The 19,464-nt window shown below is 55.3% G+C and carries 18 protein-coding genes, 1 tRNA gene and 3 riboswitches; of the genes, 2 read left to right on the top strand and 17 right to left on the bottom strand.

The window, feature by feature from the left end:
* Nucleotides 1–21: 21 nt before the first annotated feature.
* The 10 genes from RJP21_RS21215 to RJP21_RS21170 all read right to left on the bottom strand — a co-directional run bounded on the left by RJP21_RS21215 (nucleotide 22) and on the right by RJP21_RS21170 (nucleotide 9,418).
* Nucleotides 22–1,026, bottom strand: coding sequence for a TadE/TadG family type IV pilus assembly protein (locus RJP21_RS21215; RefSeq protein WP_310861068.1), 1,005 nt, complete (start codon nucleotides 1,024–1,026; stop codon nucleotides 22–24).
* On the bottom strand, nucleotides 995–3,226 hold the full coding sequence (locus tag RJP21_RS21210; RefSeq protein ID WP_310861067.1) for a hypothetical protein: 2,232 nt from the start codon (nucleotides 3,224–3,226) through the stop codon (nucleotides 995–997). The genes RJP21_RS21215 and RJP21_RS21210 overlap by 32 nt, the downstream gene beginning before the upstream one ends.
* 19 nt (nucleotides 3,227–3,245) lie before the next feature.
* Nucleotides 3,246–3,935, bottom strand: coding sequence for a TadE family protein (locus RJP21_RS21205; protein ID WP_310861066.1), 690 nt, complete (start codon nucleotides 3,933–3,935; stop codon nucleotides 3,246–3,248).
* Nucleotides 3,913–4,107, bottom strand: coding sequence for a Flp1 family type IVb pilin (locus RJP21_RS21200; RefSeq protein WP_160042748.1), 195 nt, complete (start codon nucleotides 4,105–4,107; stop codon nucleotides 3,913–3,915). Before RJP21_RS21200 ends, RJP21_RS21205 begins: the two co-directional genes overlap by 23 nt.
* Before the next feature lie 13 nt (nucleotides 4,108–4,120).
* Nucleotides 4,121–4,993 (bottom strand): type II secretion system F family protein, encoded by an 873-nt coding sequence (locus tag RJP21_RS21195; protein WP_310861065.1) that lies wholly within the window; start codon nucleotides 4,991–4,993, stop codon nucleotides 4,121–4,123.
* A 13-nt stretch (nucleotides 4,994–5,006) separates the two neighbouring features.
* Nucleotides 5,007–5,801 carry a type II secretion system F family protein gene (locus tag RJP21_RS21190; protein ID WP_397386257.1) on the bottom strand — a complete coding sequence of 265 codons (795 nt, stop codon included), beginning with the start codon at nucleotides 5,799–5,801 and terminating at the stop codon, nucleotides 5,007–5,009.
* A gap of 68 nt (nucleotides 5,802–5,869) precedes the next feature.
* Complete coding sequence (locus tag RJP21_RS21185) at nucleotides 5,870–7,117, bottom strand: TadA family conjugal transfer-associated ATPase (protein ID WP_310861064.1); 1,248 nt, start codon at nucleotides 7,115–7,117, stop codon at nucleotides 5,870–5,872.
* Nucleotides 7,110–8,255, bottom strand: coding sequence for a P-loop NTPase family protein (locus RJP21_RS21180; protein WP_483874799.1), 1,146 nt, complete (start codon nucleotides 8,253–8,255; stop codon nucleotides 7,110–7,112). Before RJP21_RS21180 ends, RJP21_RS21185 begins: the two co-directional genes overlap by 8 nt.
* A 338-nt stretch (nucleotides 8,256–8,593) precedes the next feature.
* Nucleotides 8,594–9,016 (bottom strand): thiol-disulfide oxidoreductase DCC family protein, encoded by a 423-nt coding sequence (locus RJP21_RS21175; protein ID WP_310861062.1) that lies wholly within the window; start codon nucleotides 9,014–9,016, stop codon nucleotides 8,594–8,596.
* A 123-nt stretch (nucleotides 9,017–9,139) separates the two neighbouring features.
* Nucleotides 9,140–9,418 (bottom strand): hypothetical protein, encoded by a 279-nt coding sequence (locus RJP21_RS21170; RefSeq protein ID WP_036713108.1) that lies wholly within the window; start codon nucleotides 9,416–9,418, stop codon nucleotides 9,140–9,142.
* Nucleotides 9,419–9,740: 322 nt separating this feature from the next.
* Between RJP21_RS21170 and RJP21_RS21165 the strand changes: the two genes are divergently transcribed.
* Nucleotides 9,741–11,057 (top strand): Nramp family divalent metal transporter, encoded by a 1,317-nt coding sequence (locus RJP21_RS21165; protein WP_310861061.1) that lies wholly within the window; start codon nucleotides 9,741–9,743, stop codon nucleotides 11,055–11,057.
* Between the two features lie 193 nt (nucleotides 11,058–11,250).
* On the opposite strand, the gene kdpC is transcribed toward RJP21_RS21165, so the two are convergent.
* The 5 genes from kdpC to RJP21_RS21145 form a co-directional block, all read right to left on the bottom strand.
* Entirely contained in the window at nucleotides 11,251–11,865 is a 615-nt protein-coding gene (gene kdpC / locus RJP21_RS21160) for a potassium-transporting ATPase subunit KdpC (RefSeq protein WP_310861060.1), read from the bottom strand.
* A gap of 77 nt (nucleotides 11,866–11,942) precedes the next feature.
* A complete protein-coding gene (gene kdpB, locus RJP21_RS21155; RefSeq protein ID WP_310861059.1) occupies nucleotides 11,943–13,973 on the bottom strand; it encodes a potassium-transporting ATPase subunit KdpB in 2,031 nt (676 codons plus the stop codon).
* Between the two features lie 99 nt (nucleotides 13,974–14,072).
* Nucleotides 14,073–15,749, bottom strand: coding sequence for a potassium-transporting ATPase subunit KdpA (gene kdpA, locus RJP21_RS21150; RefSeq protein WP_310861058.1), 1,677 nt, complete (start codon nucleotides 15,747–15,749; stop codon nucleotides 14,073–14,075).
* A 63-nt stretch (nucleotides 15,750–15,812) separates the two neighbouring features.
* Nucleotides 15,813–15,878, bottom strand: a complete 66-nt coding sequence (gene kdpF / locus RJP21_RS31325; protein WP_397386256.1) for a K(+)-transporting ATPase subunit F — start codon at nucleotides 15,876–15,878, stop codon at nucleotides 15,813–15,815.
* A gap of 217 nt (nucleotides 15,879–16,095) precedes the next feature.
* Nucleotides 16,096–16,488, bottom strand: coding sequence for a hypothetical protein (locus RJP21_RS21145; protein WP_310861057.1), 393 nt, complete (start codon nucleotides 16,486–16,488; stop codon nucleotides 16,096–16,098).
* A 184-nt stretch (nucleotides 16,489–16,672) separates the two neighbouring features.
* Nucleotides 16,673–16,845, bottom strand: a riboswitch (cyclic di-AMP (ydaO/yuaA leader).
* A 103-nt stretch (nucleotides 16,846–16,948) separates the two neighbouring features.
* Nucleotides 16,949–17,158: riboswitch (cyclic di-AMP (ydaO/yuaA leader) on the bottom strand.
* A gap of 442 nt (nucleotides 17,159–17,600) precedes the next feature.
* Nucleotides 17,601–17,748: riboswitch (cyclic di-AMP (ydaO/yuaA leader) on the top strand.
* Between the two features lie 3 nt (nucleotides 17,749–17,751).
* Here RJP21_RS21145 and RJP21_RS21140 point away from each other — a divergent pair.
* On the top strand, nucleotides 17,752–18,204 hold the full coding sequence (locus RJP21_RS21140; protein ID WP_310861056.1) for a hypothetical protein: 453 nt from the start codon (nucleotides 17,752–17,754) through the stop codon (nucleotides 18,202–18,204).
* Between the two features lie 124 nt (nucleotides 18,205–18,328).
* On the opposite strand, the gene RJP21_RS21135 is transcribed toward RJP21_RS21140, so the two are convergent.
* Nucleotides 18,329–18,411: transfer RNA gene (locus RJP21_RS21135), tRNA-Leu, on the bottom strand.
* Nucleotides 18,412–18,543: 132 nt separating this feature from the next.
* A complete protein-coding gene (locus RJP21_RS21130; protein WP_310861055.1) occupies nucleotides 18,544–19,386 on the bottom strand; it encodes a helix-turn-helix transcriptional regulator in 843 nt (280 codons plus the stop codon).
* Between the last annotated feature and the right edge of the window lie 78 nt (nucleotides 19,387–19,464).

The following is a 19,464-nucleotide window of genomic DNA, read 5'->3' as shown; positions in this document are numbered from 1 at the left end:
ACAAACGAACCAGCCCTCCGTTTATCCTTTGACGACTGTAAACATCACTTCCATCTTTTTGCCGTCCGATGTAGTAATCACAAACGGCCACGTGCCGGGCGTCGTATTCGTTCCGACGAACCATTCCCATTCGACATACCCTTCGGCATCCGCCTGTTTGTCCCCGAGGTATTTCGCCGTGCTCTGGCCGCTTTTATAAAACACGGCCAGGTTGGCCGACATCCCGGGCTCGATTTTGGCACGGACCTTCGCTTTTTTTCCGACGTAAGCCGGGTCCGGCTTTTCAAGAATGACGATTTCGGTTCCGTCGGAGCCCTCACCGTCCCCTGGGCTTGATCCTTCTTCCGTTTCCCCGATCCAAAGCCGTTCTTGCGCTTTCGCTTGAAGCACGATCTTTTTGTTCAATAACGGCACCTTCATCGGCAGTTCGTAACTGACCTCGATCGCAAAATAAGGATCGGTTCGGGTCCGAAGGTTTGGAATTTGGATATTCGAGACATGAATTCGTTCATAATCGAGCAGCCGGCTTTCCATATATGGCTTTAGAATCGGCTTCACGACCGGGTCAAGAACAGCCTCGGCAGCCTGGTTTTTCAAATCCTGAAGCGGTTCGTCGGCCTTGGCGGCCGCGTTCGCCATCCATTCGTTCAAGGGCGGGGGCAGCGTGTCCGTGTACTGGGAAGCCCACTCGGATAAAGAAAGCTTCGGGATGCTCCAGCTTCCTGCCGGCTTCTTGCCGTCTTCGCCTTTGTCGGGCGTTTTTCGTTCGATGGCCAAAGCAACCGGGTACATATGGGTCGATACCGTTTTTACCGTATCGGACACCGTGCTTTGCAGCGCGGTCGATACCAACGTCATTTGCACGATATATATAAGGAAAAGCACGAAAAAGATAAACATCGGCATCACCAGGGATGCTTCGACGACCATGCTCCCCTGCTCGTCCCGGGCCGATCGGGCGCTTCCGCGCCACGTGCGTTTTATCCATCCGCCGCTAGTAAGAATAATCCGCTTGTTTGACCGCATAATATCGGTTTCCTTCCACTTCGTCCGAACCGCCCCCGGCTTTCCCGATCATTTTCATTACGCCGGGAAGAAACCAAAGCCGCATGCCGATCTTCACTTCCCCCGAGGCATACGTGGCCCTTTCCGCCGGGTTGATTCCCGTATTGAACCGGATCAGCGCCAACATGCGCGACATCTTCTTCTCATTGTTGCTGTGAATCAGCAGAAAAAGGCGAAGATGGTCGCGATAGGTCAATTTCACTTTGATGTAGCTGGACAACTCGACCGAGCCCGTGGTACACAATGTAATCATGTCGGCGATCGCCATTTCGACGCCGTAGAGCAGAGCGGCGGCGAGCACAAGCAGCGGATGGCCGAGACCGCTGTTTTTCACAAGCCCTTCCATCGTGCGGATGGCCAGCCTGGACGCGAAAATTTCCGCGTAAGCCGCCGAGATGTTGCCTACAGGGTTGTGGAACCCGTACACGATGTATTCCAGCTCCTGGTTCCGGATGCTTAATTGATTCATGGCGGCGTCTCCCAAATCCGCGTTCGGATTTACAGCGGCTTCTTTCAAACAGCTGATGTCGAAATGATTGAAATACATGGCCGCGTATTCATTTTGAAGCAATTCATCCTTGACGCCGGACATCATTCCCCCCAAGGCGCCGTACAGCCCGTCCATCCCGTTCATCGCCGATTTGCCAGCGTCATAGGGGTCGTCGTCCAAATCCGCTCCCCGGCTCTCCCCTTCGGCGGCCTGCTTATTAAAAGCGATGCTTTCGTTGAAGTAGGTTTGAACCGTTTGATATTCTTCCATATAACCCTTCGCCTTTTGATCCAATTCGTTGATCCGTTCCAAAATCTTCGCGGCCTCTTTCAGCTTGGCTTTGCCTTGTTTTTCCTTTTCCTTCCGTTCCTTGTCCGAGCCCCGGTGCCGCTCGAGCAGGGCCGCTTCCTGATCCAGCTTGTTGGCTGAACCCGATTCGGCATACGTTCGCAAATAACCGTCAATGTCGCCCCGTGCGGCAATAACTGTGCTTTTCATGCCGCTTGAGCTGCCGTAAAGCCCCGACGCGCCTGCCAAAGCCGAGCGGGCCGAGGAAAGGCTTTGGTCGACACGCCGGTATGCTTCCCGCTGGCGGCCTATCTCTTGCTTCAAGTCGCCGAACAAACTCTCGCTCAGCAGCAGCTGGTCGGTTTGCCCGCGCAATCCGCGAATGGCCGCAGAGTCGTCACCGGACGTTTCGGCCGCCTGCCCGGGAATGATGCTCCGCGACACCTCGTCGTAACCGGCGCTTTCGCTACGGTGTTCGGAGGCCGCAATGACCTCCTTCATTCTTTCATTCAAGTCGAAGGCTTCCTCCCAGGCTTGGTCCGCCTCCTGCAGCAACTTGTCGTGGCTGTCCGCCGCCGAGCTTTGTTTGGTGCCGAACCGTTTCATGACGTCCGCCGAGTCATCCAAATAGTCTCGGATCTCATCCGCGTATTGCGGCTCCTCGTCTTCGCTACGATTCGCGTCTTCATTCGCTTTGCTGACGTAATCGTCGTATTGGGCCGCGATCCCGGCCGCCGTCGTTACCCGCGAGGACCCGAGGGATTCATTTGATATGGACGTGGAATACAGTCCCATGAGAACTCCGGGGATGCCGCCCGCGCTTTGGGAAGCCTGTCTCTGCTTGGCCAGCATCCGGTCGAGCGCCGCCTCCCGCTTGTCGTACAGCTTTTGCAGCTTCCGCAGCACGTCGACCGTATCGGACGCTTCTTTCATCGAAGAAGACAACGGCTTCAGCTTGCTTGTAAGCTCCAGCGTAAAATCGATCGGCGCCTTGTATTTCATCTCCTCCCCGATTTCGCGGTTGAAAATTTCGTAATCGCCCAGCATCCGATCCATCTGCAGCCCGGAGGTATCCAGTTCCATCGGCAGCAGATCAAACCGGTCGCTCCTTTTCCCCTTTTCCAAACTGCTGTTCAATACCCCCGCCATGATCCGGTCCCCGTTTTGTTCCCCATAGGCAAACAAGCCGTAACGCTCCTGCAGCTCCACATCGTAGGAAGACATGACGGAACGAACCGCGGCGCGCACCAGCCGCTCGCTTTGTACCTTCATCGCCGCGATGCGGGCGTAATCGATAAAAAGAGCGACAAATGCAAATATAAAGGCAAGGATCATGATCAAAAACACGGAAACCGAACCGTTTTCCCCTTGTCTTCCCAACACCTGCTCCCACCTCCTTCCGCTACTTCCCCGAAGACCGGAATTGATCCAGCACCGATCCGGCGCTGCCTTGATCCATTTTGCCGCTGTCGCCGCCACCTTTGAATTTCGAAGCGTAATACCTCATCAGATCCACGGTCCGTATGAATTCGACAGGCTCCGCTACCGCCGACTTGGCATAAGTCTTCGCATCCGATCCTTCTTCGAGCAAAACGTCCAGCGGCGGAAGCGTCAGCATCCGGGCGAGGTCCACCCTCACCGCCCGCTGAAGAACCGTGTTCTTGTAGCTGATCTCGCCCGTCATCTCGGGCGGCACCATGCTGCCGGAACGGTTCGTTTTGACGATCGGAAGGGCTCCGCTTCCGCCTGTTTTTCCGGGAAGCTTGACGATGTCCGTTTTCTCCGTTAACCCGCTCCAGCCAAACAGCGTCCCAAGCATCCCGTCATCGCTCAGTCTCCAGTACAAGGAATCATGTTCTCCCTTGGCCACCCGGCCTGTGGCCGCCTGCTTATGGCTGTTGTCCCAGCTGTATGCCGCCCGCTCCGCCACGGCGGAAGCCGTCTGGTGCAGGAAGCTCTGCTGATAAACGTACAGGCAAAAAAATACGAGGATCATCGTGACAAACAGGACGATCGGAAGGACGAGGGAAGCCTCGACCGTAAAACTTCCCTCGCTGCTTTTAAGAGGATTAGTTGTCCGAAAAAACTTCATCGCTTTTCTTATCCACTTTCGTCAACAGCCGCTGAACGATGCGGAGAAGCTCCTTCCTGAACAACAGCGCGATAATAATGATGACCGCGATGATCAAAATCATCTCGAGCATCCCTAGCCCATCTTCCCGCTTCCAAAAATCCTTTGCCTTGCTCCATGCGAACGTCAACATTGCCTCATTCCTCCTATAAATTCATCATCATAAACGCAGGGGTTCCGACAAGCACGATGACAATCATGAATATGACGACCATCGGGAAAATCAGCTTGGAAGAAGCCTGTTCTCCCCGCGTTCGCGTAATGGCCTTCCGCTTTTCCCATAAGACCCGGGACAAATCCGTCAACGCCATCGCGAAGTCGTTGCCGCCCCGCCTGAAATTAAGCAGCACGGTGGTCGTAAAAATCGAAACCTCCTGCACCGCGCAGCGTTTGCTGAAATTTTCGAAAGATTGTTGAAAGGAATATCCCCCTTCAAGGTCATCCGTCATCTTGATCAGCTCGCGGTAGAGCGGATGGCCGGTTTCATGCTTCTTCTGCTCCACGCAGCGGATGATCGCTTTCTGGACCGTTTCTCCCGCCCCGACCAGGAGGACGATCTTGTTCAGAAGCTCCGGAAGCTCCATCAGGATGTCATGGTCCCGTTTGACGACCTTGCCGTGCATATCCTTGATCATGGCGGCAGGCAGAAGCACGGCCATCGCCCCGCCGATCGCCAACCCGGCAGCATCGCCCATGGCGACCGTCAACAAACAGCCCGTCACAAGCAAAAGCCAGCTGTAACCCATCATTTCCCCGACGTACAACAGCGTCATTTCGGGGCTGTGGCGCTGCCCGTTCAGCTTCTGAATCGAACGCTGGATTTTGAAGAAAAACAGCGGGAACCGGGACATCAGCTTCAATCGTTCCAAAATGAACAGCATCGGAGGAACCAGCTTCTTCAGCCGGATCCCCTCCATTCGGAGCTTGGTCACGCTCCGGTATTTCGCGCCCCCGATCCGGTTCAGCACCACCCAACCTCCCGCCAGCAGAACCAGCACCACGACCGCAAGCAGCTTCATATCCTCACCCCGCTCAAATGTTGATGTTCATGATTTTGACGATCCAAATCAAACAGCCTGCCAGCCCAAGCAGGGCAAACGTCGAAATGATCATCCCGATGCCGCTGAACATCGGCGTCATGTAATCGCCCGAGGTCAAGTTCATGAATACCAGCATCAAGACGGGCGCGGCAAGAAGCGCCTTCGACTCGAATTTTTTCTGGGCCACGAGGACGGCGATTTCCTGCTGAATGTCGAGTTTTTCGCCGATGATGGACGAAGTTCTGCGGATCACCTCCACCAGATCCCCTCCGGTCCGTTTGCACGTAATGAAAACATCCGCAAAATTCGTAATGTCCTCCATGGACGCCCTGCGGCTGAAATCCCGCAGCGCGTCTTCGATCGGTTCCCCATATTCCAAACGCGCGCAAATAATGGACAATTCGGTGATCAAATCGTTTTCGGCATCCGGATCCAGCATCCGCAAATCGGAAATCGCCTCCCGAAACCCGTTCTCCACCGACCGGCCGGCGGACAGCGAGGATGAGAGCGAGTAAAGGGCCTGCTTAAAATGCACCTTCAATGCCGCACGTCTGCGCTCAAGCATATGTCTCCTCCAAAATTTGGGGACAAACAAACCGCCAAGCGAAAGAACAAGTGCCATAAACCATTGATGGTAAAAGAGGTAGCCGATGCCGAAAAACACGAGGGCCCCCGACATGACGCACGCCACCCGCTCAAACCTGCCAAGCACGTACACGCTGTAATCGGGCAGTTCCTTCCTCAAGGCCGGCTTAGCCTTGGGGCGGCCGCGCATGCGGCGTAGCATGCTGCCGCCACGGATCCCGACCGCGTCCCCGCCGTGGCTGTCCCGCCCTTTGGCAACATGTCCCGATTTCATACGGCAGCCTCCTTCGCCTGCGCCGGCGGATCGTAAGGAATCCCGGCCATGTTCAGCTTATTCCGGTTCTGCAGCGGCTCTTGCGGCTTCAATACTCCGGTTACTTTGCCATCCTTTTCTCCCGTCTCCATGAACCTGTAGAGCGGATGAAGAACGACCTCGCCGTTTTCCATGCCCGCCAACTCGCTGATTTCCACAACCCGCCGCGACCGGTCGCGCAGCCTGCTTAAATGGACAAAAATATCGATCGCCGAAGCGATCTGCTGACGAACGACCCCGATCGGCAAATCCGCCCCGCTCAGCACCATCGTCTCGAGCCGGCTGATCATATCCCGCGTGCTGTTGGCATGCCCGGTCGACAACGAACCGTCATGTCCGGTGTTCATTGCCTGCAGCATGTCCAGCGCTTCGCTCCCGCGCACCTCGCCGACGACAATCCGGTTTGGCCGCATCCGCAGCGAAGACCGGATCAGATCGCGGATCGATATTTCACCCCGCCCTTCCGTATTGGCATTTCGCGTTTCCAGCGACACGAGGTTCGGCACGGTCACGATCTGCAGCTCCGCCGAATCTTCGATCGTAATCACCCGTTCGTCAGCCGGGATGAACTGCGACAAAGCGTTCAAAAAGGTCGTTTTCCCCGAACCCGTTCCCCCGCTGATAAAAATGTTGTATTTACCGGCCACCAGCTTTTGCAAAAACAGCGACGCGTCCGGGCCGAGCGCCCCCCGCCGCACCAAATCCTCCATCGTCATCGGCTTTTCCGGAAACTTCCGGATCGTCATCGTCGGCCCTTTGAGCGCGATCGGCGGCAGGACGATATTGACGCGGGAACCGTCCTTCAGCCTTGCGTCGACGATGGGCGACGATTCATTGACGACCCGGTTCACCCCGGAAACGATCGCCTGGATGATGTCCTCCAGCCTCGTTTGGGATTCGAACTCGAGCGGCAGCTTTGATATTTCGCCGTTTTGTTCAATAAAAATGTCCCGATGGCTGTTGACCATAATTTCCGTGATCGCCGGATCGTCGACGAGCGGCTGCAAAATGTCGAGCCCGCGGAACGAATCGTAAATGCGCCGGATCAGCTTTCTTTTTTCCGTCGCGGTCAGCTCCAGCAGCTCCCTGCGGCTGAACACCGTCCTCTCGATGAATTTCATCAGCTCGCCGTTGTCGAGCGCGGACGTCACGTCCAGCCCGGAACGGACCTCCCCGCGCAGCTGCCTGAACAGTTCGTCATCCATATGCCTTCACCCCGTTTCCTTTGACCCAATCCTCGCCAAGCAGTGCCCGGCAGAGCTTCAATATGTCGCGCTGAAAAATCGGCGAGCTCAGCAGCAGCTCTTCGTTATGGTTTTGCTTCCAGGACGGAATGTAGGGAAGGACGCCGTCAATTTCCCGAATGATTCCCGGGGGCGTATTGGCCAAGCTGCCGACAAACCGGTTGACGATAAACCGGCTTTTGCCCATCGCGGCATCAAACGCTTCGGGATCGCTTCGCTCCAAAAAGGCCAGCTGCTCCCCGCTTTTGTACATATGGATCCGGTCGTCCAGCAGCATCCAGATTAAATGTCCGCATCCCTCGATGACGGCGGCCGTCCGCTCGTTCATTCCGGTGTCCGTGTCGGCGATGACGACGTCATAGCCCCCGGCGCAGGCTATCCGTTCGATCAGGCCAAGCACGTCCGTTTTGCTCAACTGAAGGATTTCGTTCCGGTTCAGAACAGGCTCAAACCAATCGCATTTCATCGCCGGATGGCTTACCGCGAACGGCCCGATCGGCACGGCCTCCACGCTTTTCGTTTCCTGGGCCGCCTTCATTTCATACAGGAGCCTCGGAAGCCCCTGGGCATCCTCCGCTTTCCGGTCCGGCCTGGAAAAAACGGCGCTGCTGTTCATCGCCTCCAGGTTCAAGTAAAACACCGATAATCCCAGCCCTCCCAGCTGCTTCGCCATATTGGCCGCAGCCGTCGTTTTGCCGCTTCCGCCTACCGCGGAAACAAAGCCGATCGTGACTGCGCCTTCCCCTTTCTGAACCGTAGATCCGGGACGCGCCTTATCCTTGAAGCAAGCCTGCAGCATATCTTCGCATAACGCTGGAAGCGGCTGATATTTCGCCACCTCCTGGGGCGTTCCGCCGCTTAGGCCCAGCGCCCTCCAAGAACAGGTTGCCCCTCCCTCGAGCCAGGGCGAAAGGAGTTCGCGGTCCCCGACGACCAAATCCGGGCGATTTTCGCCGTTCATGTATGCCAAAAAAGCCTCCGGCTTCGTGAATCCGACCATCCGCAATTTGCTCCCGTATTCGCTTGCATGCACGTAATGAAGCAGCGGCTCCAAATATTCCGGCTCGCTCACGGCCAGCACTACCGTATACGGCACCATAAGCCTCCCAATCCCCCATTCCAAACCAAGAAATATCCAGCGACGGTTTAAAGCCGACAAACCGCAAATAGCGGAAGTTTCGTCGCTCTAACCGAATGCTTAAACCCATATCCGACACTTGCTTCATTTCGCGAACAAGATCAGGCAAACAAAAAAACACCGCTTAACAACCGCTACCTGCGGCTGTCAAACGGTGCTTCCGTTATCGGCTTCTATATTAAACTCGTTCACGATTTGCAAACCTGACTTCATTAGAAATTTACCATATTCTGCGGCAAAAAACAATACAAAATATGTAAAATATCGACAATTCATGTAAAATGGGCTCCGGACGACTCTTACAGAAAACGTTTCTTCAACTCGGGCGTCGGAAGCAGGCACTGCTCTTCCTTGCCGAACCAGCGATACCGATTGCGGGCGACGTAACGGTACAGCCGGTCCCGGATCGGCGTCGGCACGATGACGAATATACACAACAGGGGCCATGGCATCCTTAACTGACGGAAAATCCGCAGCACCGCGGCCGAACGGACGTAATAGCGGCCGTTTTCGATCAGGACCACCGTATCGATCTCGTCCGCGGGCATACCGCCTTTCGTCAACAGTTCGGCTCCGATTTCGGATTGCAGGGAAGCAAAGCGGAACTTCGCTTTAGGGTCGCGCTCTATGATGAAACGCGTCAATCCTTGGCATAAGTGGCAGACCCCGTCCACCAGCACGATGCCTTCGCTGCCGCTTTCAGGCGCGCGTTTTGTTTCCATGTCTGGCACCTCCTGAAGCTAGTATCCTCCGTATTCCCCTTGAAATCAAGCGAATCGGCCCTTTTTGGCGAAAAAAGAAAAAAGCCCGGGTAGCTTCCCGCGCCTGTATCTCGGTTCGACAGCTTATTTGGCCAAAGCTTTATCGATCCATTGGTTTTCTTCGATTTGCTGTTCCAGCTCGCCTTTGTAGCTCTCGATGCATTTGCAGATAAAATCTTTGCGGCATACAGGGCAAGGCGTTTTTTGCAACCGGCTGATGTTTGTCATTTTCCATTCCGGAAAACGGCTATAGAACACGCGGCACACTGTTCCGTCAGCCAGGTTCATGATGAATTCGTACAATCCGCTTTGCTCGTTGCTGCTGGCTTCCTTCATGTTCGCAATCACTGGTCTGTAAGACATATGCATCACCCGTTTATATAAATTTCTGAATCAAGTACCTAGACATATTAAAGAATTTTAAACTTCATGTCAATAAAAGGTTGCGTCACTTCCCCCGCCGATATTCCGCATGTATATGGAAACTCCGGCGGGAATGCGGTCCGCCCGGCCGCGAAGCTTTTTGGTAATTTCAGCCTCGTGAAAATCGGCACGCAAGGCCCGCCTTCGCTTTACTCCCTGCATGCCCATATCCATGGATCTCTATACCAAAAGATCGAACCCTCAAATGAATAGCAAACCGGCGGAATTACAAGACTAAACGCAACAAGGTGCGTGATATCCGATGAAGAGCTGGACCAAACCCAAAAAACGCTCCTCGCTCACCGAAATTAACCATTCTCTGGAGGTACCGCATCGAGGCCCGGCATTCCGGAAATTTCTCGCCTTCGTCGGTCCCGGCTACCTTGTCGCCGTCGGTTACATGGACCCGGGAAACTGGGCGACGGATATCGCCGGCGGCTCCCGTTTCGGTTATTCCCTGCTGTCCGTCATTCTTTTTTCCAATCTGATGGCGGTGCTGCTTCAATCGCTTTCCAGCAAGCTTGGCATCGTGACGGGTCATGACTTGGCGCAGGCCTGCCGCAGCCAATACAGCAAGCCGGTTGCCATCGGCCTGTGGATTTTGTGCGAACTGGCGATCGCGGCCTGCGATTTGGCCGAGGTGGTCGGTTCCGCCATCGCCCTGAAGCTGCTGTTCGGCCTCCCGCTGCTGTACGGCGTGCTGATTACGGCGCTCGACGTTCTGCTCATTCTGCTTTTGCAGCATCAAGGATTTCGGGCGATCGAAACGCTGGTTATCGTGCTTGTGGCAACGATCGGAACCTGTTTTGCCATTGATTTATGGCTGGCCAAACCCCATATGCAGAGCATCCTTTCAGGTTTTATCCCGACGCCCGATCTGGTTGCCGATCACGAAAAACTGTATATCGCCATCGCCATTCTCGGAGCCACGGTGATGCCGCATAACCTGTACCTTCATTCCTCCATCGTGCAAACCCGCCGGTATGAAAACTCCGATCAAGGCAAGCGCGAAGCCATCCGCTTCTCCGCTTGGGATTCGGCGATTGCGCTGACGCTCGCCCTTTTCATCAATGCAGCCATCCTGATCGTCTCGGCCGCTACCTTCCATAAGGCCGGCATGACGGAAGTCGCCGATATCAGCGATGCGTATCATTTGTTGACGCCGCTGGTCGGGACCACGCTCGCAAGCATTTTGTTTGGGGTTGCGCTGCTCGCCTCCGGGCAAAACTCGACGCTGACGGGCACGCTGGCCGGGCAAATCGTCATGGAGGGTTTCCTGGACATCCAGCTGCCGCCCTGGCTTCGCCGGCTGGTTACGCGGCTGATCGCCGTCATTCCCGCCGTTATCGTCACGATGATCGCCGGGGAGCAAGGAACCGAAGAGCTTCTGATCTTAAGCCAGGTTATTTTGTCGCTCCAGCTCCCGTTTGCGGTCATTCCGCTCGTCCAATTTACCGGAAGCAAAAAAATCATGGGCACATTCGCCAACCCTCCATGGATGACTGTACTCGCCTGGTGCGTGTCCGCGGTGATCGTCGTTTTGAACGCGTTTCTTATTTACCAAACCTTTGCAGGGTGATGATCGATGCGGTTGGTCTTTCACCCTCGATATGCTACACCGCTTGCCTAGGACCCTATGCCCCTCAGCTTTATAGAAGTTATAAAAGCTATCAACATTCTGTCGGCAAGTAAAAAATCCGCCAGGACTCTTCTTCGGACGTCCATGGCGGATTTTTTTGCGGTTTTTCAGCCGCCGGATTTATTTCCGGAACCTATTTCTTGGTTAATGCCAGCTCCTGAAGCGCCAAATTCAGCTTCAGCACGTTCACTCTCTTCTCCCCGAACACGCCCAGGTCGCGCCCCTCGGTATTTTTTTCGACCAGCTGCTTCAGCTGCTCCTCGGGAAGCTGCCGGAGTGCGCCGATTCGCGGAATTTGCGCCTCGGCGGCCGCAGGTGAGATGTGCGGGTCAAGCCCCGAGCCGGAATTGGTGATCAGGTCCACCGGCAGTCTGGCGATCGGAACCTGCGGATTTTCCTTCTCCCACCGGGCGACGGAAGCTTGAACCCGCTTGAGCAGCTCGGGATTGGACGGGGCATAGTTGTTGGAACCGGAACCGGCGGCGTTATTGTCGATGCTGGAGATCCGTCCCTGGAAAAACGATGGATCGGCAAACGTCTGTCCGATGAGCTCCGAGCCCACCGTTCTTCCTGAGCTGTCCTTGATCATGCTGCCGTTGGCTTGATACGGGAAAATCAGCTGGGCCAGCCCGGTGCTGGCCAGCGGATAAGCAAGCCCGCAGACAATGATCAGCAGCAAGCTGGAGCGCAGCGCCATCATCCAAATGGAGCCGTGCGGCATTTCTTCGAATTTCGCCGTTGTTTTCATTGGATATCACCCTTTTTCATATCGTCGATAAGGAATGTTCCCTTTTTTTCTCTGCCATTAAAAATCAATCTCCATGGTCAGATCAACAGATGCACGACCAGATCGATCAGCTTGATGCCGGCAAACGGGGCGATGACGCCGCCGAGCCCGTAAATCATCAGGTTTCGGCTCAGCAGCCGCGCCGAGCTCATCGGTTTGTATTTGACCCCTTTCATCGCGAGCGGAATCAGCAGCGGGATGATGACCGCATTGAAAATAAGCGCGCTGAGGATCGCGGACAGCGGAGAACCCAGCCCCATCACGTTCAGCGCCTTCATCTGCGGAATGGCTGCCATAAACATCGCCGGAATGATCGCGAAATATTTGGCGACGTCGTTTGCGATGCTGAACGTCGTGAGCGCGCCGCGCGTCATCAGCAGCTGCTTGCCGATCGCCACGACTTCGATGATTTTGGACGGGTCGGAATCCAAATCGACCATGTTGGCCGCCTCCTTGGCGGCGACGGTGCCGCTGTTCATCGCGATCCCGACGTCCGCCTGGGCGAGCGCCGGCGCGTCGTTTGTTCCGTCCCCCGTCATCGCAACCAGCTTGCCTTCGGCCTGCTCGCGGCGGATGACGGCGATTTTGTCCTCCGGCTTGCTTTCGGCGATAAACTCGTCGACGCCGGCTTCGCGGGCGATGGTGGCCGCCGTGAGCGGGTTATCCCCCGTGCACATGATCGTTTTGATGCCCATTTGGCGCAGCTGCCCGAAACGTTCCTTCATCCCGGGTTTGACGGTATCCTTCAAATGGATCAAACCGTAGATTTGGCTGCCGACCGCCACGGCCAGCGGAGTGCCGCCTTCCGACGCAATCGCGTCGGACTTCGCCGCCAAATCCTCCGGAATGCTGCCGCCTTGGGCGAGCACCCACTGCCGCACCGCGTCGACCGCGCCCTTGCGGACATGCCGCCCGTCCACCAAATCGATGCCGCTCATGCGGGTTTCGGCTTTGAATTCAATAAACTCGCCGCCGGTCGCCACCTCGGCATCATAAGCAAGCTGCTGCTTTTTCATCAGCTCTAGCACGGATCGCCCTTCGGGCGTCTCGTCCTTCAGCGAACTGACAGCCGCCCAATACGCCGTTTCGGCCGGCGCCGCTCCCCCAACCGGGATAAATTCGCTCGCCATCCGGTTCCCGTACGTGATCGTTCCCGTTTTATCAAGGATCATCGTGTTGATGTCGCCGGAGGCTTCCACCGCCTTCCCGGACATGGCCAGCACGTTGAACTGCGTCACCCGGTCCATCCCGGCGATCCCGATCGCGGACAGCAGGCCGCCGATCGTCGTCGGGATCAGGCAGACAAGCAAAGAAATGAGCACCGGAATATCCAGCGAAACGCCCAAATGCTTGGCAATCGGCGCCAACGTGACGACCACGATCAAAAAAATCAGCGTCAGCGTGGTCAGCAGCGTATTAAGCGCGATTTCGTTCGGCGTTTTCTGGCGCGACGCGCCTTCGACGAGCGAGATCATCCGATCGAGAAACGACTCCCCGGGGTCGCTGGTGATGACGACCTTGATCCGGTCGCTCACGACCCGGGTTCCACCGGTCACGGAGCTGAAGTCGCCGCCCGCTTCCTTCATGACCGGAGCCGATTCCCCGGTGATCGCCGATTCGTCGACCGACGCGAGCCCTTCGATGACCTCGCCGTCGCCCGGAATCATTTCGCCCTGGGATACGACGACGACGTCGCCCTTGCGCAGCTCCGTCGAGTTGACGACTTTGATTTCGGAACCGACGCATTTGTTCGCGGTCGTTTCCTTTTTCGTCTTTTTCAGGGAGTCGGCCTGCGCCTTTCCACGTCCTTCCGCCAGCGCCTCGGCAAAATTGGCGAACAGGACCGTGAACAGCAGAATCAGGAACACCGCCAAATTAAAGCCGGTGCGACCGGTCGTATTGAAGTAACCCGGAAACAGCACCATCAGCAGGACGACGAACGTTCCGACCTCTACGACGAACATGACAGGGTTTTTCATCATGACGACCGGATTCAGTTTGATGAAGCTCTCCTTCAGCGCCTGCTTTGCGATGTTTCCCGTCAGCATGCTTTTTCGTTTTCCTTCCATCGTTTTTCCACCTCGTTTATTCAATCGCTTTGAGCTTTTTACGGGGATGCTCCCCGCGAAACCGCTCCCGCGTCCATTTTCCAAACAACCGATTCGGCCTTACATCGTCAAAAACTCCGCGATCGGCCCCAGCACCAGCACAGGCAGGAAAGTCAGCGCCCCGATCAGGAGCACCGTTCCGACCAAAATGCCGGCAAACAGCTTCGTGTCCGTCCGGAAGGTGCCGATCGATTCGGGAACGAGCTTCTTGCCGGACAGCGAGCCCGCCACCGCCAGCAGCGCGATGATGGATACATACCGTCCCAGAAGCATGACGAGCCCCGTGCTGACGTTCCAGAACACCGTGTTATCCCCCAGCCCTTCAAAGCCGGAGCCGTTGTTCGCCGCGGATGACGTATATTCGTACAGCGATTGGCTGAGCCCGTGATACAGCGGATTGGACAAGGCGTCCGTGCCGAGATGCGTCATAAACGAAATCGCCGTCGGCGCCAGAATGATCAGCGGATGCGCCAGGATCGCGACGGCGATCAGCTTCATTTCCCGGCTTTCGATTTTTTTCCCAAGAAACTCCGGCGTCCGCCCGACCATCAGGCCGCAAATGAAAACGCCCAATATCGCGTACATCAGCATGTTGACAAGACCGACGCCTTTGCCGCCGAAGACGACGTTCAGCATCATCTCCGCCAGCGGAGCCAGTCCGCCGAGCGGGGTCAGCGTATCATGCATGTTGTTGACCGAACCGGTGGTCGCCGCGGTCGTCACGGCCGTGAACAAGGCGGATTGCGCCACGCCGAAACGAACCTCTTTTCCTTCCATGCTGCCCTGCGAGGCATCGATACCCAACTGATTGATCAGCGGGTTGCCGCTTTTTTCCGATACGTACGTCAGGGACAGGAACGCCAGGAACAGCACCATCATGGCCGAAAAGATGATCCAGCCCTGCTTGCGGTTGTTGGCGAAACGCCCGAACGTGTACGGCAATGCGGCCGAAATCGTCCACATGCTCAAAATTTCAATGACATTCGTGAGCGGACTCGGATTTTCAAACGGATGCGACGAGTTCGCTCCGAAAAAACCGCCCCCGTTCGTCCCCAGATGTTTGATCGACTCCAAGGAGGCCACCGGCCCCATCGCAATATGCTGCACCGCTCCGCTTAAAGTATGGACGGTCACTGTCGGATCAAGCGTTTGGGGCACCTTCAACCCCACAAGCACCAGGGTGACGATCAAGGCCAGCGGCAGGAACACCCGGACATGCGCCTTGATGAAATCCTCGAAAAAGTTGCCCAGCCCGCCTTCGCGGCGCGTGATGCCCCGAATAAAAGCGATCGCCACGGCCAAGCCGGATGCGGCCGAAGTAAACATCATCATCGTGATAACGATCATCTGCCCCAAATACGACATGCCGCTTTCGCCGCTGTAATGCTGCAGGTTCGTATTGGTCATGAAACTGATGACGGTATTGAAGGACAAGCTGGCGTCCATGTTTCCCGTCCCGTTCGGGTTGACCGGCAGCCCGCCCATCAGTCTCAGCACCGCGTAACTTACGGCCACCAACACGATGTTAGTTGCGATCATGCTCAGGGCGTATGTTTTCCAGCTCATTCCCGAGCGCTTCCGAAGGCCGATGATGGCGTAAAAAAGCTTTTCCACGGGACCGAACATCCGGTCCGTCCGATTCGGTTCATTAGAAAAAACGTGGTAGATGTAACTGCCGACCGGTTTAACCAATAGCAGCAGCACCACGATCACGATGCCAATCTGCAACATATCCAAATTCGCTTCCTCCTCTTCAAACGCGGGATGAAGGCGGCTTCGCCTTACCCGCACAGCCTTTTTTTAAAACCGTTCCGGATGGATCAGGGCATACACCAGGTAGATGAACACAAACGCCGTCAGCACCATTACCACAATCATTTGCCGTCTCCTCCCCCGTCCACGATATGGCCGCACCACATCAGAAACAGCAAAAATATTCCGAACACGCCCGCCAGCGTCAATATCATGAAAAGGTCCATCATGGATCAAACTCTCTCCTTTTTCTGCCCGGCTGCCTGCCTTTTGCAAGCTCCGGACATTTCTTGCTTCAGCCTTCCGCATCATGTTTCAATCATCCTAACCGTTACTTCAGCAAAAAGCCGACCTCGCCGTTTAGCGTATGAATGACATGGTCCGCCCCAAGCCCCCGGTAAATGCCCGGCGAATGATGGGCCTGGGTGATCACGTAGATGGAACACGGCGTCCAGGGACGGCAAATTTGCAGGTATCGGCACGTTAGATTCAAGCTGTTCTCGAATATGAAAATCCGGCCGATCCGCCCTTCGGGAACAACCCACTCATCCGTGTTGTTGGTGTGAAGGCGGATGATTTTGGGCACTCCCAGCTTCCTCAGCTCCCGTTCTTCTTTCGCATTGTTCGTCAGCGCGGCGAAAGGCCGCTTGAGATACATCAGAAGCTTGATAAAATTGCGCCCTGCTTCGTTCGGAGCCGTCACAACGATGAGCTCTTCTTCCACGGCTTTCGCCTCCTTTTTTCGAAGAATCGGATTCGAATGAATACTTCTTGCAATAACAGAAACGGCGATTCAGCGGTTTTTACGTTCCGATAGAATGGAAAAAGCCGCAGGAAAGAGGATCTTTCCCGCGGCTTCAAAAATCCATGACCAAAGAAAGCCATGAATATATGCTCACGACAAATGGGGCCTCTCCCTATACGCTTACGAGGTTAGCTGACGGATTAGGGCGTGAGAGTCGCCCTTCCCTCGTCCGTTTCGGACATAGGGATTCACCCCGGCGCCATCGGCAAATTGGATGCATACGGCGCGTTGGTTCCCCCGCTTCCGGCCGAAGCCGGAATTCAGCGTTAAAGACGTTTCATTTTTTATAAGCTGCTTATTTTTCGTATTTTGGCAACAAAAAACCACAGAGGTCATTAGGTCCCCTGCGGTCGATCTGCATCGATCACAAGTTTCATCATTCCTCTCCCAAACGACGCTTACGAGGTTAGCTGACGGATTCGAGCGGTGAGAGTCGCTCTACCCGTGATGGCGGATCCATGGCATCCGGTCACGGGATTCACCCCTGCGGCCTGCCTGCCGTCCGACTCTCACACCGGACGACGGGAGCGCGCGATTGGTTCCCCCGATTCCCGTTCCTAAACGAACGGAAACTCAGCGATTCAAAAAATGGAAACATGTTGAATTACGATTTGAATCATACACCTGCGCGTATCGGCATGTAAAGGCAGCGCGAAATCGCTATTCACGTAAAATGGCGGCCTTAATGAGCAGGTTATCGCTTACAAAAGCATTTATCTCCGTTAAACTCTCGCATGCTCTCTATTTTCTTGTTTTTGACGTTTGATGAAGCGGCCTGCCTTTTCCGGCTTATTATGTACGCAAGCTATTTTCGCAAACAGACGAAGAACCGTGGCAAAATGAGAAAACGGGAGAAAAACAGCCGTCATCGCCAGATTGCCATCGACACGGTCCGATTTCGGCAAAGCCCGGCCTTTCACGATTTACATTTCATTTTACAAACGCTCTGCCGTCCGTTATTATAAATGCCAATTACTTGAGGAGTTTGCAAAAATCCAAGGAGGTAAAAATCTGAAATCCTAGTACCTTTAAACAATCACGCGCTGAATTCCCGCTACCCGGGAAACGGGGGAACCATCCGGCCGCCAAGGCCGCGGGGTGAATCGCAGGGCAACCTGCGTAGGGCTTCTCCTGGCCCGAATCCGGCAGCTAACTCCGTAAGCGACAAAAGGAGAGAAATCTATGCTTCATACCGAATCCGACACGGAGCCACTGGCTGCCCAGGGGACGATTCGCCTGCATGCCATTGAGTTGTTCGTAATTCATCTAACAAAAGAGAACGCGGGTACCTTTTGCGGTTTCGGTGATCATTACAGGGTATTGATGCGGATTGTGACAAGCGGAGGCTGCGGCTGGGGGGAAATGTACTTCAACGAAAGGAACCGGCCGGTAGATTGGACCGCGTGGGCTTCATGGTTCGAACAGGTGTTGCATAGGAATTTCAAAAGCGTTTCGAGCATCGAAACCGGCTTGATTTCAAATCTGCGCCCATTCCATCTGGCAAGGCTCCATCTGTTGTGCGACGCCCTTCAAGGACTTTCGGGCACGAGCGGCCGAGGTCTGGGAGCTGCGGGCGAACAGGTGGAGCGCAGCATTTTAATGAACATGGCCGAAGCCTATGTCTCATTATTTTGAAGCGGAGCCCGCAAAAAACTACAGTTTTTGCAAAATCCTGAACGCATCGTGACGACGTAAAAAAACCGAAACAAAACAAAAAATCCCTGCAAAACAGGGATTTTCTCGTCGTTCTGATTATAAATGCGGTAGAGAGGACTCGAACCTCCACGGGCGTACGCCCACTACCCCCTCAAGATAGCGTGTCTGCCATTCCACCACTACCGCGCATCAACTTTTTCAGCAACTCTGTTATTATACACCGATAATTAAGAAATGTAAATAGTTTATTCCTTTTTACGGGTCAGATCCCGGGCAAAAGTTCTTCTTGCGGCAAAAGGGGGTGTAAAACCAGCCCGCTTATTCCTTTAAAAGCTTGCTTAACTTGGCGACGGTATCGCCGTCCGCCGCTGGAACGTTGAGCGTAACGGTCAGATTCGGTTCATCGGACATGATAAACGAGACCTGCTCGAATGTGAGCTTGCCAACAGCCCGATGATAATTGATTTTTTCCCCTTCGGGACCGTTTAATACGTCATGCCGCGGCCACCACGCCCTGAATTCTTCGCTTGTGCGGCTTAATTCCCCGATCATGTCCGTCCACCATGGATCGCCGGCGTATTTGGCGTAGCTTGCCCGAAACTGCGCCAGCCGGTGCCGGGCATGCGATTCCCAATGTTCGCGAAGCAGTTCCCGGACATCCGGGGAAGTAAACGTACGCCAGACGGAGTTGCGTTCGCGCGCTGACATCGTTTCATACCCGCCGTACAGCATACTGGCGATCCGGTTCCATGCCACGATATTCAGACGCTGGTCGGTCACGTAAGCCGGGCTTGTTCCCTGCAGATCAAGAAACCGCTGAAGCGCCGGCGAAATTTCCGGGGCAGCCTGCGTTGATGCAGCAGGGTACTGCTGCAAGGCAAGGAGAAACAGATGTTTTTTTTCGTCGGCATCCAGCTGCAGGGCGTGCGCGATGCTCTCCAGCACCTGGGAAGACACCTGGATGTTTCGGCCCTGCTCCAGCCACGTATACCAGTCGACGCTGATGCCTGCAAGAAGCGCCACCTCGCTGCGCCGGAGTCCCGGAGTCCGCCTCCTCCCTTCCGCGGGCAAACCGGCCCGCTCCGGCGTCATGCGGGCGCGCCGCGTCCGCAAAAACTGGGCAAGCTCCCGATGGCGTTCACGATCCTCTTGTTCCCTCACGTTTCTTCCCCCGTCCCGGCTTACCTAGGATCATTTCTCCTAGGATAAACCCTCATCTAGTCCCATGATATGAACCAT

It is taken from the genome of Paenibacillus sp. VCA1 (genome assembly GCF_031583795.1).
Taxonomy (GTDB): domain Bacteria; phylum Bacillota; class Bacilli; order Paenibacillales; family Paenibacillaceae; genus Paenibacillus_AQ; species Paenibacillus_AQ albilobatus.
Note: the sequence above shows the minus strand (reverse complement) of the source record. Positions and strands in the feature narration are given on the sequence as shown.